Origin of the sequence: Spirosoma lacussanchae (genome assembly GCF_005870035.1) — a bacterium.
Lineage (GTDB): Bacteria > Bacteroidota > Bacteroidia > Cytophagales > Spirosomataceae > Spirosoma > Spirosoma lacussanchae.
Map to the genome: position 1 here is coordinate 154,258 of NZ_SWJG01000007.1, position 13,579 is coordinate 167,836.

Here is a 13,579-nt window from a genome sequence, read left to right on the forward strand (position 1 = left end):
AACGTATAACCGGTTATTCGGCGCGTGGGTTTCCGGCCGGTGTAAACCGGATTAGTGACTGCTTTGGGCCAGAACCGGATCCGGGCTCTGGGTAACGCCCGGCGGGGTGAGCGTAATGACCTCGTTGAGCAGACCCGTTCGCAGGTTGAACACCCAGCCGTGGAGACTCGGTATCTGGTGAGACGCCCACATAGTCCGGACGCTGGTGGTATCGGCCAGGTGCAGGATCTGCTCCTGGACATTGAGTTCCACCATGCGATCGAAGCGAGCCTGGCCATCGGGAATCTGATTGAGCTCGGCCTGGTGTTTGGCCTGTGCCCGGCTGATGTTGCTGAGCCAGTTGTCAATAAGCCCCAGTTTTTTGCCCGCCATAGCCGCCTTCACGCCACCGCATTCGTAATGGCCGCAGACAATCACGTGCTGCACCTGTAACACCTCAACGGCATACTGCACCACGCTCAGCACGTTCAGGTCGTCAGGCACAACCAGGTTGGCGATGTTACGATGAACGAACATCTCGCCGGGGTCGGTGCCGGTGATTTCGTTGGCTGGTACGCGGCTGTCTGAGCAGCCGATCCAGAGGAAGTTTGGCTTCTGATCGGCAGCCAGGTCGCTGAAGTAGGTCGTATCCAGCTCCAGTTTATCCTGAACCCAGGCTTTGTTGTAGAGCAAAAGCTTTTCAGACGGCTGCATAAGTCGGTGCGTTTTTTTTGCGCTGCGTTACCTCGCGGAGTTCGTAGTTGATCCCCTGCCGTTGCGCGGTTTTGGCGTAATCGGTCAGCAAGGTATAAATATCGTGGTCAATAAAGCCAGCGTGCCGACCATCGATCAGTACCGAATCGCCGGGTTTCAGCGATCGGAGGAGTTCTTTCAGCGCAGGTTTGCTCAGGAAATACACATCTTTCTGAAATTTTACCAGCACGTTATGTCCATCGCGGATGACCCGAAACGGCGACTGCGAGTTGGTATACAGCACAAACAGATACCCTACCGCCAGCCCGATCAGCAGCCCGAAGAGGAGGTCGATAAAGATGATACTCAGCACGGTAACGATAAACGGCACAAACTGGCTCCTGCCTTCCCGGTAGATGGCCGAGAAGACCGCGGGACCGGCCAGCTTGTAACCCACAACGATCAGCAGCGCGGCAATGCAGGCCAGCGGAATATGGTTGAGAACGGAACCCGCCAGCAATACTGCCAGCAGCAGCAGCCCCCCCTGCAGGATGGTCGACAGTCGCGACTGGCTGCCGCTGAACACGTTGGTCGAGGTTCGGACTACAACGGAGGTTACCGGCAACCCCCCTGCCAGACCTGACAGAATATTGCCGATGCCCTGCGCCACGAGCTCCTGGCTGGGCGATGATACGCGATTCAGCGGGTCGAGCCGGTCAGAAGCTTCTAGGTTGATGAGCGTTTCGAGGCTGGCTACTGCCGCAATGGTAGCAGCAATGCCGTATACCCGCAGGTCGGTCAGGATGCTGAAGTCCGGAAAGTCGAGGATCGAACTCCAGCCGTTCTGAGCCGATAAAACCGGCAGGCGAACCATGTGCTCGTTGGAGTCGCCCAGATAAAAATCGGGGAGGTAATGCCGGAAAAATTGGTTCAGCGATACGCCGATCAAGACCATAAGCATAGCTGCCGGGAGCAGCCGAAACAGTTTCCGGCCCTGCCCAGCCAGTCTGTCCCAGACCAGCAGAAACCCGATCGACACCAGGCTGATGATCAAAGCGCCCGGACTGGCCGTCAGCAAAGCCTGGTAAATTTCGGTGAACGTATTTTCGTGGTCGGCCAGCTGGCTGAACTCGAACTCGCCTTCGTAGTCACTATCCCGCCCCAGCGCGTGTGGAATCTGTTTCAGCACAATAACCAGACCGATACCGACCAGCATTCCTTTGATGACCGAATCGGGAAAGAAACTGCTGAGCCGGCCCGCCTTGAGAAACCCCATCACCACCTGCATGATGCCGGCCAGGATCACTGCCACCAGAAACACTTCGTACGAACCCAGACTGCTGATGGATTCGGTTACGATAACGGCCAGGCCAGCGGCCGGTCCGCTGACGCTTATTTCGGAACCCGACAAAAAACCAACGATGATGCCGCCGATGATGCCGGCAACGAGCCCCCCAAACAGCGGAGCCCCCGACGCCAGCGCAATACCCAGGCAGAGGGGCAGGCCAGCCAGAAAAACCGACAGAGCCGCCGTGAGGTCGTTGGGGAGATAGGACCTCCTGTATTGCCGGAAGGAATGAAGAGTTGTAGAAAACAACATAGGTTAAGGAGGAGAGTTACGGGAAACGAAAGAACGATACTACGCAAAAGTACACCGACTTGGTTTATAATTTCCATCGCAACCAGCTAAAGGTCAGTCAACTAGTTTCTGGTTGTTGACGGGAGCACAAACGCCATCCAGCGCCCTGACAATCCGGGCGCTGGATGGGACGCTGAGGCAAGTAAAAGGCCGGGTGGGTTAGGGGAGTAGCGCCCGGATGTCGGCGATGAGTTTATCGATGTCGAGCGGCTGGGTGCCGTTATACACCCCCCGAATCCGGCGCTGCTGGTCAACCAGGATGATGTGTTCGGTATGCAGAAACTCGGTCGAGTCGCGGGTGAACCCGATGGCTTCTTCGGCGAAATACGACTGACGGGCCAGGTCATAGATGGCCCCCCGGCTACCCGTCAGCAGATGCCACTTGCTGTCCAGTACCCCTTTCTGGTCGGCGTACCGGCGCAGCCGGGGTACCGAGTCGAGCCAGGGCGTAACGCTGAACGATAGGAGCTTAACGCGGGGCTCGTGCCGAAAGGTGTCCTGAACGGTTTTCAGCAGGTTCGTCATCCGGGGGCAGATGCTGGGGCAGGATGTAAAGAAAAAGTTGGCGACATGAATCCGGTCGGCTACGGCAGCCTGCGTAACTACCTGCCCGGTCTGGTCGCGAAATGAAAAGTTGGCAATGCGGTGGGTAATGGTTTTGTCGACCTCGGCGGGGTCGGTCAGCCAGACGGGCGTAAACGTAGGAGTGTTGTAATACGGCACAGCCGCCGAACGGTCGTTGCCGGCCTTCGGCTGGCAGGCGAGCAGGCAGGCGTATAGCCCCAGCAGTCCGCTAATGCGTAACGGTAATTGAATCCCAGACATTGACACAGTTTTTAACCCCCGTAAATCCGTAGGTGCGTCCGTTTCGAACGGCGTAATTGGCTTTCAGGCTACCGTCGGCAAACCATTGTTGCTGGTGACCGGATTCCTGACCGTTCTGGTAGTTGCCGTCGCGTGCGGGCTGGCCGTTCGGGTACCATTCTTTTCGGTTGCCCTCGTACACATCGTTCCGGAAGTGATACACGAACGCGGGTTTGCCGGACTCGAACCAGCCCCGCTGCGTCCCTTCCTGCCAACCGTTCCGAAACCGGCGACTCTCTTTCAGCCGGTGGTTGGGATACCAGAACCGGTGTTCGCCCTCGGCTTTTCCGTCGACGTAGGCGCCCACGAAGAGTGTATCATTAGCCGGGCCGAGTTCGTACTGCCAGCCGCTGAAGGGTTTGCCCGAGAGCCACAGCCGCCCGCTGCGCCGTTGCCAGCCCGCCTGGCTGGCGGGCTGGTAAACCGATGGTATCGCAACGGCTGGTTGTTCAGGCTGCGGCTGGCAACCGGCTCCTAACAGCCCGAACAGTAGCCAGAGGACCTTACTGCGTAACGGTGCCTGCTTTGCCATAAAATCCGCTGCCGCTGATGTAAGGGTCTTCGGCCGTGATGTGGTAGTGATAGATGCCGTTCGGGAAGTCGGTCGTTGCGTGGGTGTGGCCGTGGTACTTGTCGAGGTCGGCGTTGGTGATGGTTTTGCCGTTTTCGACGGGGCCGTATACAGGAAACCCATCGAGCAAAAAGCCCATCAGCGCATCTTTCCCTTTTTTAGTGGTCAGGTAAAACGGCTCGAGGTGGTAGTGGTAGAGGCCCTGCTGCTGAGGATGCCCGCCATACTGATCAAATCCGTTGATTTCGTTGGTAAGCGGGGCGTTCATAGCCGCGTACTGGTTGAAAAACGGCACCCCGTTGACCGATACCCCCATAGGCCCGCCGGGGGTCGACGCATGGGCCGCGTCGACCGTTGGATTGAGTGGTATTTTAAACGTCAGGTTAATCTGGCTGATGGTATTGGGGTTGATAGCAAACCGGGTGTTGGTGCCGTTATAGGCTTCATAGAGCGAGCTTTCCCACTTGGTGCCTTTGTAATAAGGACTCTTGTGATCAGGCAGGCTGGTGGTTTTGATCACGACGTTCGTGCCTTCGATGTAGATGTCGCTGGCACCGTAGATTTTCTTGTATACATCCGGTACCGTTGTTGTGTTGTTGGCGGGCGTTACGGTATCGTCGGAAGTAGACTGGCAGGCGGTGGCAAAAACCAGGCAGCCGGCCAGCAGGGCCAGCCCGCGACGGGCCGTCAGGAATGAAGATGGGGTCATAGTCATAAATGAGTTGGTATGACCTTAGACGACCTTCCGAACGCATTCCTACGGCCGGGGCGAAGAATTTTATGATTACTGTCGGGGTGGCCCGCCGGGCCCCGGTCGCTGCGGCCGGGCAAAGAGCTGCCCCAACTCATCGACCAGCTGCGCAAAATCGGCCCGCTGATCGGGGCGGCAGAGGGCTTTGATGTCCCGAAAATGGGCGTAGTTCAGTTGGGCAACCGCGCGCTGATTCTCGGCAATCTGGCGGCTCAGCGAGCTGGCCTGGCTGGTGTCGGGCTGGTCGGTGGCCAGCAGGCCGTAGTAACGACGGTAGAGCTGAGCCGACTCATCGGCCAGCACCCGGGTCTGCCGGCGGTGGGAATCGATCAGCCGACGATACTGCTGCTGCTGGCCGGTATCCAGCCGAAGCCGGTCAATAATGAGCCGGGCGGGGCCTTCGCCGGGGGCACCGGGGCTGGGAGGAGGGCCGGACTGCCGGATCAGAAAGCCGATGGTCACCAGGTTCAGCACCAGCAGGCCCACCAGGGCGATGGTTAATAGTTTGGTCCGCTCCATACGTCGTAAAGTTGGTTGGTAGCCGGATAAAGGTTCAGGTCGGTAACGACGGTGTTCAGTTCGCTGGCGTTGGCCGGAGCCGACGCGAACCGACCGCTGGCCGCCTGCCAGTTCAGCACCACCAGCAGCCCGAACGACGCAGCCGCCAGCCAGACCGTTCGCATCGGCAAACGAACCGGAACCGCCCGGTCGGTGAGCCGATTGCGGATGCTGGCAAACAGAAACGGACCGGGCTCGGCCCGTTGCAGCCCGTCTGCACTACTCAGAACGTCGTCAATCCATTTTTCTTTTTCCGGTTCCATACCTCGTTAGACGCGAGTGGCTCTTTATTCCTACGGCCGATTTGATTTATACCAGCCCGCCAGCTGTTTTTTCAGGTTTTCGGTAGCGCGTTGCAGCAGCGACTCGACCGCGCCTACGCTGACGGCCATGACCTCGGCGGCTTCACCATTGCTCAGCCCTTCGATTCGGGTCAGAATATAAGCCGTTTTTTGTTTGTCGGCGAGGGTATCGATGGCCCGGAACAGGATGGCCGCGTTCTCCTGCCGGTCGAGTTCGATGCCGGGATGGACGAAATCGGGCGCGTCATGGAGCAGGTTGCCGCTTGATGGGTCGAAGAGGCTGGTCAGGAACGCAAACCGCTTCTGCCGTTTTTTGTGCTTCAGGTAATCGAGCGACCGGCTAACCGTGATCCGATAGAGCCAGGTGGTTACCCGCGCGTCGCCCTTGAAACGCCCCGCCGACCGAAACACTTCGATAAAGACATCCTGCGTAATTTCTTCGGCGTCCTCGCGCGAGCGCACGTAGCCGAGCGCGGTGTTGAACACCCGGCTTTTAGTGATCTCATACAACTGCCGGAAAGCGGTTTCGCTGCCCTGCGCAACGGCGTCGAGCAGGGCAATCAGGTCAGACGTATCGGCCATTCAGGGTCACGGTGGATACCCACAGCGGCAATCGGCTGCTGCGGTTCGGGCCAGTAAGGTAATCGTTCCTGTTGACAATCAACTGGGTACGTACCTGGTTGGGCCTTGCCTGTCTGGCTGCAAAAATCGCTCCTAACGATCAAGTACGGCTCAGATGTTCAGTCTCCGCAGTATGGTATCGGCATCGAACGTCTCGATAGAGGGAAAATAAGTTTCGTAGGCTTCGTGCTGGAGTTTGGTGGCGTAGGTGCGATGAAAAAAATACCGGCCGTATTTGATGACGTAGTTCAGGATAAAGAATCGATAGGCTTCGGGCAAAAACCGGATTTCGCGTTCGGTAAGCGGGTATATTTTGTGGTACTCTTCCAGAAACCAGCCAAACCGCTCTTCCATCAGCGGCCCGATTACGTAGCTGAACACGGTACGGTCGCCCACGTCGGAGCAGACCCGGCTGAAGAAATAGAAATCCATAACCCGGTAACTGATCCGGAACCAGTCGTAATCCCAGCGCGAGTAGAGCTTCAGATCGTCGGTAACCGAGAAGTTGCCGATGTTCCAGTCCACGAAGACAGGCATGGTTTCGACCGTTTTGGCAACCAGCTTCTGCCGGTTTTCGAGGAACAGATGGCACTGCCGGCGCAGGGCTTCTTCGTTCAGGCGGTGTTCGTACTGGCCGGTTTCGGTGCCGAGCAGGTCGAGCAACCCCTGAATGTCGGACCGAAGGGTTTTGGCATATTTGGGCAGTACAGGGCTGGCGCGGTTACAGGCCAGGTGGAAGCGGGCAATTTCGGCACCGAGTTTCCGGATATGGGTTTCGTCGAGCCGACGCGGCATCCGGTTCATGGTGCGGATGGGGTTGTAGAAAACAACCCAGGCATCGATGGTATGTTCCTGATGCCGGTAGATAAATACCTGCCCGTTTTTGGACAGCGAGCGGGCCAGCACATTCTCAAACGGATACAGCAGGTTGTTGGCCAGCGCCTGGATGATGCGGTGATCATCGCGAAAGTGTTCGAACTTGCCGAAGTACGAGAGCTTGGCAATGACCCGGTCGCCGGAGTCGAGCGTGATCCGAAACACGTGGTTGGTCGATACGCGGGCGCTGATGTCTTCAATGGCCTGAACGGTCTGGCTCGGATCAAACGCAGCCCACGCTTGCCGGATTATAGTAGGATAATCAATAAGACGCATAACATCGGGTCACGGTTTCCTGCTTCCTGTCTGCTGGTTGGGCGGCTGTTCACAAACCGTAAACCGAAGAGAAAACCGGGTTAAATAATCTCAAAATATCGCTTCAGCTCCCAGTCGCTGACCTGCCGGGCATACTGCCGGGCTTCCCAGTCGCGGGTGCGGGTGAAATGGTCAACAAATTCGGCCCCGAACAGTTCGACCGCCACCGCCGATTCGGCCATTTGCCGGGTGGCGTCGGCCAGGTTACCCGGTATAACGCCGTGCTGCTTGTCAACGTATCCGTTGCCGATGGAAGCCGGTATGTCGAGCGAGAGGCCGTGCCGGATGCCGTACAGGCCCGACGCCAGCGCAGCCGCCAGCGCCAGATAGGGGTTGGTGTCGGCGCCCGATACCCGGTGTTCAACCCGGCAGTAGGCTTCCTTATGGTTCAGCACCCGGAGCGCCGTAGTCCGATTATCGACCGACCAGGTTACGGTGGTTGGCGCCCAGGCCCCCTCAACGAGTCGTTTGTAGCTGTTGACGGTGGGCGCAAACATGGGCGTGATATGCGGCAGGCAATGCAGCTGACCGGCAATAAACTGCTTCATTAGCTCGCTCATGTGTTTGTGAGCCCCCTGGCTGGTATCGGCGTAGAACAGGTTCCGGGTCTGGTCGGCGTTCCATAAACTCTGGTGAATATGGCCGCTGCAGCCGGGCAGGTCGGCGTTCCATTTGGCCATGAACGACGCCACGAGCCCGTGCCGATACGCAATCTCCTTGACGGCGGTTTTGAATAGCGCAGCTTTATCGGCCGCGCCCACTACCTCATCATGATGGATAGCGGCTTCGTAAACCCCCGGCCCGGTTTCGGTGTGGAGACCTTCGAGCGGAATGTCGAAGCGCGTCAGAAAATCGAACAGATCGTTGTGGAAAGCAGACTCGAGCGAGGGGCGCAGGATCGAGTAGCCAAACATGCCGGGCGTAAGCGGCTCGGGGTTTCGAAATCCTTTGTCGTGCAGGCTCTGCGGGGTTTCGCGGAAGTTGAACCACTCAAATTCCTGCGCCATGCGGGCGTGGTAACCCATCTGGCGGCATTGTTCCGCAATCCGCTTCAGCAGCGAGCGCGGGCAGGCGGGCAGGCTAGTCCCGTCGGGCCGGGAAAAATCGGCCAGGAAAAACGGGATGTCATCTTCCCACGGAATCTGCCGAAACGTGGCAACGTCGAGCCGCACCGGCGCATCGGGGTAGCCCGAGTGCCAGCCCGTAATGCCCGCGTTGTCGTAGGGGGCATCGGTCATGTCCCACCCCCAGACCACGTCGCAGAAGCCAAAGCCATCGGTCAGGCCGTCGATGAACTTCTGACGGCTGATCACTTTGCCCCGCAACACCCCATCGATGTCGGCGAAGGCGTACTTGATTTTGTGAATGTCGTGTTCAACGAGGAAGTCAACAACGGCTTGCGGAGTCATGGGCATTGGTGTTGGTTGAGGCATGAACGGATCGGCTGACAAACAGGACACGCAAAGATGCGTTTCGGCAGGCTTCCTCCCAAACTTCGGCCCGTTCCTCCCACGATTGGCGGGGTTCGTCACACCGATTTTCGGGGGCGGAGGGGCGGTGCTTGTTTTGAACCATCAACCCCGGCAAAAGGCCGTGGGCTGACCCAAAAACGACTTTACCGTTCAAACCGATGAAAACGATCTATAAAACCTTCGCCCTGTTGCTGATTGTCGCTTCGTTTGCTGCCTGTACCGATTCATCCATCGAGCCCGTTAAACCAGCCTTACAGCCGCAGTCGGCCGTTGAGCGGCCCGACAGCGTACAGCTGGTGCATATCGTGCCTTTTCATGACAACGCCCGGCCGCAGTCGATTCCGATGGATACGCCCGAGGCCGTTAGCCCGGTCGAGCCTCAACCCCGGCCGTCGGTAGCCCCCGTTCCGCAGCCTACCGGTATGCCGATGTATGTCTCCATCAGCCAGTAGTTCATTCTTTCTGTTTTTTCCTATACGCCTATTATGAACACGTTCCGTATGCGCTTCACCGATTTTACCGCCTTTGCCCGCCAGCCCCAGTACCTGCTGCCGCTGGATGAAACACCCGGCCAGCGTTCGACCGCGACCGCGAGTCTGTTTCTGACCGAATACCCGCTTTTTCTGACGGTTTCGGCCCTGTCGGTTGGGGCGCTGCTGCTGACCAGTTATCTGACCGGGCAGGACGTTCTGCGGCTGCTCAACCTGTCGAGCCGGTTTCCGCTTACGGTACTGATTGTGGGGGGGCTGGTGGCGCCTGTGCTGTCTGAAACCCTGTTCCGGTTCATGCTGCGACTGACCCCGGCCCGGCTCGAAGTGGCCGTAGCGCTGCTCCTGCTGGCGCTGATCAATGTTTCATACAAAGGCATCAAGGCGGTATTGGACGCGCAGGCTATTTTCTGGGTGGTTCCGGTCTGGATGGTTGTTATCTGGCAGCTGAGCCGATACATCCGGCGCCCGGCCGTTTACGCGCAGATCGAGCGGTTCTGGCGGGTTAATTTCCGGTGGGTGTTTTACGGGCTGGCGCTGGTATACGCTCTGTTTCGGGTCTGCAATACCGTGTCGCTGACCGACTGGCAGGTGTTGTGGTTACCGGTACTGTTGCTGCCCGGTTGGCTGATCGGCCTTTATCTGGGCTACGTTCGGATGAAATACGGATTCTGGTTTGCCGTGGCCGTCCACGCCCTGATGATGAGCCTGCCCATAAGTCTGGAAATAATCCGGTTGTTGTAGCTTTGATGAGTCGATGGAGAATCTTGTGACTATGAGTGATGTAAAAACCAGGTACTGGTCTTCTCTCGCGGGCTGGTTTGGTCAGCAGGCCCGGCCCTTTATAGCCCGCTGGTGGCTGTGGATTGTGCTGGTACTAAGTCCGGCTTATCTGATTTATTATTTTACCGAAAGCAGCCTCCAGGAGCGGATCAACACCAGTATTCAGAAGGCCGAGCAACGGGATAAAGCACTGGCGAAAGAAACTGGACAGAAAGCCAGTTCATCGTACCGGGCCGGGGTTTTTATAGGAACCATTGTGCGTCTTATCGTGAACGAATGGGTAACTCTATTGCTCATAGCGTTGCTGGTTGCCGCTTTGCTACGGCTACATTATCTGTATGTGTTTCAGGTGTTGTTCGAGCGGGATGCTATCGGTCGTCGGGTATATGTTGTCGTTGCGGTGGTAGGATGGCTCGCCCTGGCCGCTATTTTTTCGGTACTTATCGGTAAACGAGGTGCCGAGTATAATTATCACTGGACGCTGGCGAATAGCTTTGTTTTAATGCATGTCGGCTACAGTCTGGTTGTGTCGTGGCAAAATAGCCGCCGTCGGCAACAGGCGCTGATCCAGCAGCGTGTTCAAGCCGAACTCGATGCGCTCAAAGCGCAGGTGAACCCGCATTTTCTGTTCAACTCACTCAACAACATCTACGGCACGGCCATCGTAGAAAACAGCCCCCGAACGGCCGAAAGTATACAGCAGCTCTCCGGAATTGTGCGCTACGTGATGGAAGAGTCGCGGCAGAAAACGACGGACATACAGCGCGAGCTGCGGTTCATCGACGATTACGTGGAACTACAGCGCGTCCGGATTCCCGATCAGGCCAATATCCGGATCGACACCGATATTCAGTGGGATGAGAAACCGGCGCAGATTGTGCCGCTGCTGCTGAACCCGCTCATCGAAAATGCGTTCAAATACGGCATCAGCATCCAGCAGCCCTGTTTTGTACGCATCCGGCTGCGGGTTCAGGACAACAGCCTCCATCTGGGTATCGCGAACAGCATTTTGCCCCGTACGGACCTGGAAAAAGGAACCGGCCTGGGGCTGGCCAACGTCCGGCAGCGGCTCGCCCTGGCCTATCCGAACCAGCACAGCCTGCGAATAAGCGACCATAACGACACCTTTTCGGTAGATTTGAGCATCGATCTTACCCCGAACGAATGAAACCTACTGCCAAGCTGATCATTGCATCGATCGTTCTTTTCGCGATAGCCGCGGCTCTGCCTATCGTTACGCTCGTCAACACGTACCTGAAACGGGGGGTTATCGACTGGTTGAGCGTTGTAATCAGTGCGCTGTTCAGCCTGGCCGCCTACCGGATGTACACCCGCTTGAAACGGCCCACGGGCCGATAACCCATGCCTACTCAACTCCGCTGCATCGCCATCGACGATGAGCCTATTGCCCTCGACGTGATCAGGGCCCACGCGGCCAAAGTGCCGTTTCTGGACCTTCGGCGTACCTTCGTCAACGCCATCGAAGCGCTTGCTTTCCTGAAAACCGAGACCATCGATCTGATTTTTCTCGATATCAACATGCCCGACCTCACCGGGCTGGACTTTGCGCAGGTGGTCGGCAACCGGAGCCTGGTCATTTTCACGACAGCCTATCCCGAGTACGCGCTGCAGGGCTTTGAACTGAGCGCCCTCGACTATCTGCTGAAGCCCATTGCGTTCGGTCGTTTTTTTCAGGCGGCCAACAAAGCCTACGAGCGCCTGGCCGGTCCCGACAAGAACGGCACGCCGGCGCGTTCGCCCTACGTATTCGTGAAAGATGGTTACGACTGGGTCCGTATCAGCCTGGCCGAGTTGCAGTACGTAGAGTCGGAGGGCAATTACCTGACGTTTCAGGAAACGGGCAAGAAAACCCTCACCCGCATGACCATCGGCGAGGCTATGGAGATGCTACCGGCCGAGCAGTTTATGCGGGTTCATAAATCCTATATCGTAGCGCTGGACCGTATCGAAAAAATCGAACGTCATCAGCTAACCATCGGTAAAGTGCAGGTGCCGCTCAGCGGAAGTTACCGCGACGAACTGCTCGAGCGGGTTAAATGACGAGGTTGCGGGTCTCTTGTTTCAGATTGTCGAGGTTGAAGTGCAGACCGCGGTTGTCGCGCCGGGCCATGGCAGCTTTGATGACCAGATAGGCTACTTCAATCATGTTGCGCAGTTCGCAGATCCGCACCGATACTTTCGATTGCCGATACAGCTCTTCGTGTTCCAGATACAACAACTCAAGCCGGTCCATGGCCCGTTTCAGACGCCGGTTCGACCGAACTATGCCAACGTAGTTCGACATGATGGCTTCCAGCTCCCGCTGAATTTCGGTAACCAGAATCAGTTCTTCGGGGTGGGTCGTGCCGGCGTCGTTCCAGTCCGGAATGCCGTCGGGTAGCGATGCCTGCTGGTAGTTGTCGAGTGTTTTCAGGTAAGCCCGGTGCCCGAATACCACGGCTTCGAGCAGCGAGTTGCTGGCCAGCCGGTTGGCACCGTGCAGCCCCGTACAGGCGCATTCGCCCACAGCGTAGAGGTAGTGAATATTCGTTTGCCCGTACTCATTAACCCGAACGCCCCCGCACATGTAATGCTGCGCCGGTACGACCGGAATGTAATCTTTTCGCAGGTCGAGGCCGTACTGATCGCGGCAGTAGGCCGTAATGTTCGGAAAATGCTCGACAAACCGGTCGTAGTCGACGTGGGTGACGTCGATGTACACGTGCGGATCGCCGGTTTTTTTCATCTCCGAGTCGATAGCCCGGGCCACGATGTCGCGCGGGGCCAGCGACAGGCGGGCGTCGTAATTCTCCATAAAGGTTTCGCCCTTCATGTTTTTCAGCACACCACCAAACCCCCGTACGGCTTCCGAAATCAGGAAGTTGGGCTTCTTGTCGGGCTCGTAGAGCGCCGTCGGGTGAAACTGAATGAACTCCATGTCCTTGCAGATGCCCTTGGCGCGGTAAGCCATCGCAATGCCATCGCCGGTGGCAATGCTGGGGTTCGTCGTGTTCTGATACACGTTGCCGATGCCGCCGGTAGCCAGCAGGGTCGTTTTGGCCAGAAACTTCTCGACCTGACCGGTTTTGGTGTTCAGCACGTAGGCGCCGTAGCAAACGTTGTTGGTATCGTAGCGGTGCACCGTTTCGCCGAGATGGTGGCGCGTAATCAGCTCTACGGCGTAGAAGTGGGTAAAAATTTCGATGCTGGGCAGCGAGTGAGCTTTTTCGAGCAGGGCCCGTTCAATTTCGGCGCCGGTAATGTCTTTGAAGTGCAGAATCCGGTAGTCGGAGTGCCCGCCTTCCTTGGCCAGGTCGTAGTCCGTACCGTCGTGCTCCCGGTCGAAGCGGGTGCCGTAGTCGATCAGCTCACGGATGCGGCCGGGCCCTTCGTTCACGACGATTTCAACGATATGGCGGTCGCTCAGGTAGTCGCCGGCTACCATTGTATCCTCGATATGTTTCTCGAACGAGTCATCGTCTGACCAGACAGCGGCAATACCCCCCTGGGCGTATTTGGTATTGGTCTCGTCGGCCTGCACTTTGGTGATGACACCAATTTTGACGGGTTGCTGCCGGTCTTCGAAATGCATGGCCAGCTTGGTGGCGTAGCTAAGCCCCGCAATACCGGAGCCGATGACTAAAAAATCGAATTGATGGGGCATGTT

16 protein-coding genes are annotated in these 13,579 nt (G+C 57.4%); 5 read left to right on the forward strand and 11 right to left on the reverse strand.

Going from position 1 to position 13,579, the window contains the following annotated elements; translation table 11 throughout:
* Window positions 1-51: 51 nt before the first annotated feature.
* The 10 genes from FBR45_RS21245 to FBR45_RS21290 all read right to left on the reverse strand — a co-directional run bounded on the left by FBR45_RS21245 (window position 52) and on the right by FBR45_RS21290 (window position 8,578).
* Window positions 52-693 (reverse strand): carbonic anhydrase, encoded by a 642-nt coding sequence (locus FBR45_RS21245; protein ID WP_138506060.1) that lies wholly within the window; start codon window positions 691-693, stop codon window positions 52-54.
* Window positions 680-2,272, reverse strand: coding sequence for a SulP family inorganic anion transporter (locus tag FBR45_RS21250; protein ID WP_138506062.1), 1,593 nt, complete (start codon window positions 2,270-2,272; stop codon window positions 680-682). The genes FBR45_RS21245 and FBR45_RS21250 overlap by 14 nt, the downstream gene beginning before the upstream one ends.
* Window positions 2,273-2,470: 198 nt before the next feature.
* The gene (locus FBR45_RS21255) at window positions 2,471-3,136 is read right to left on the reverse strand and encodes an SCO family protein (RefSeq protein WP_138506064.1); all 666 of its coding nucleotides are present in this window, start codon (window positions 3,134-3,136) and stop codon (window positions 2,471-2,473) included.
* Window positions 3,105-3,707, reverse strand: coding sequence for a toxin-antitoxin system YwqK family antitoxin (locus FBR45_RS21260; protein WP_138506066.1), 603 nt, complete (start codon window positions 3,705-3,707; stop codon window positions 3,105-3,107). The genes FBR45_RS21255 and FBR45_RS21260 overlap by 32 nt, the downstream gene beginning before the upstream one ends.
* Window positions 3,679-4,455: a YHYH protein gene (locus FBR45_RS21265; RefSeq protein ID WP_394344392.1), complete on the reverse strand. Its 777-nt coding sequence runs from the start codon at window positions 4,453-4,455 to the stop codon at window positions 3,679-3,681. The genes FBR45_RS21260 and FBR45_RS21265 overlap by 29 nt, the downstream gene beginning before the upstream one ends.
* A gap of 75 nt (window positions 4,456-4,530) precedes the next feature.
* Entirely contained in the window at window positions 4,531-5,016 is a 486-nt protein-coding gene (locus tag FBR45_RS21270) for a periplasmic heavy metal sensor (RefSeq protein ID WP_138506070.1), read from the reverse strand.
* On the reverse strand, window positions 4,995-5,318 hold the full coding sequence (locus FBR45_RS21275; RefSeq protein WP_138506072.1) for a hypothetical protein: 324 nt from the start codon (window positions 5,316-5,318) through the stop codon (window positions 4,995-4,997). The genes FBR45_RS21270 and FBR45_RS21275 overlap by 22 nt, the downstream gene beginning before the upstream one ends.
* Before the next feature lie 30 nt (window positions 5,319-5,348).
* Window positions 5,349-5,939 carry an RNA polymerase sigma factor gene (locus FBR45_RS21280; RefSeq protein ID WP_138506074.1) on the reverse strand — a complete coding sequence of 197 codons (591 nt, stop codon included), beginning with the start codon at window positions 5,937-5,939 and terminating at the stop codon, window positions 5,349-5,351.
* Window positions 5,940-6,089: 150 nt separating this feature from the next.
* The gene (locus FBR45_RS21285) at window positions 6,090-7,130 is read right to left on the reverse strand and encodes an aminoglycoside phosphotransferase/kinase family protein (protein ID WP_138506076.1); all 1,041 of its coding nucleotides are present in this window, start codon (window positions 7,128-7,130) and stop codon (window positions 6,090-6,092) included.
* A gap of 80 nt (window positions 7,131-7,210) precedes the next feature.
* Entirely contained in the window at window positions 7,211-8,578 is a 1,368-nt protein-coding gene (locus tag FBR45_RS21290; protein ID WP_138506078.1) for a glutamine synthetase family protein, read from the reverse strand.
* A 221-nt stretch (window positions 8,579-8,799) separates the two neighbouring features.
* Between FBR45_RS21290 and FBR45_RS21295 the strand changes: the two genes are divergently transcribed.
* The 5 genes from FBR45_RS21295 to FBR45_RS21315 are packed head-to-tail and all read left to right on the forward strand — an operon-like array spanning window position 8,800 to window position 11,973.
* The gene (locus FBR45_RS21295) at window positions 8,800-9,093 is read left to right on the forward strand and encodes a hypothetical protein (protein ID WP_138506080.1); all 294 of its coding nucleotides are present in this window, start codon (window positions 8,800-8,802) and stop codon (window positions 9,091-9,093) included.
* Window positions 9,094-9,126: 33 nt separating this feature from the next.
* Window positions 9,127-9,873, forward strand: coding sequence for a CPBP family glutamic-type intramembrane protease (locus tag FBR45_RS21300; protein WP_138506082.1), 747 nt, complete (start codon window positions 9,127-9,129; stop codon window positions 9,871-9,873).
* Between the two features lie 31 nt (window positions 9,874-9,904).
* Window positions 9,905-11,080 (forward strand): sensor histidine kinase, encoded by a 1,176-nt coding sequence (locus FBR45_RS21305; RefSeq protein ID WP_171044931.1) that lies wholly within the window; start codon window positions 9,905-9,907, stop codon window positions 11,078-11,080.
* On the forward strand, window positions 11,077-11,271 hold the full coding sequence (locus FBR45_RS21310) for a hypothetical protein (RefSeq protein WP_138506086.1): 195 nt from the start codon (window positions 11,077-11,079) through the stop codon (window positions 11,269-11,271). Before FBR45_RS21305 ends, FBR45_RS21310 begins: the two co-directional genes overlap by 4 nt.
* A gap of 3 nt (window positions 11,272-11,274) precedes the next feature.
* The gene (locus FBR45_RS21315; protein ID WP_138506088.1) at window positions 11,275-11,973 is read left to right on the forward strand and encodes a LytR/AlgR family response regulator transcription factor; all 699 of its coding nucleotides are present in this window, start codon (window positions 11,275-11,277) and stop codon (window positions 11,971-11,973) included.
* Here FBR45_RS21315 and nadB read toward each other — a convergent pair.
* Window positions 11,966-13,576: an L-aspartate oxidase gene (gene nadB, locus FBR45_RS21320; protein ID WP_138506090.1), complete on the reverse strand. Its 1,611-nt coding sequence runs from the start codon at window positions 13,574-13,576 to the stop codon at window positions 11,966-11,968. The genes FBR45_RS21315 and nadB overlap by 8 nt on opposite strands.
* Window positions 13,577-13,579 lie beyond the last annotated feature (3 nt).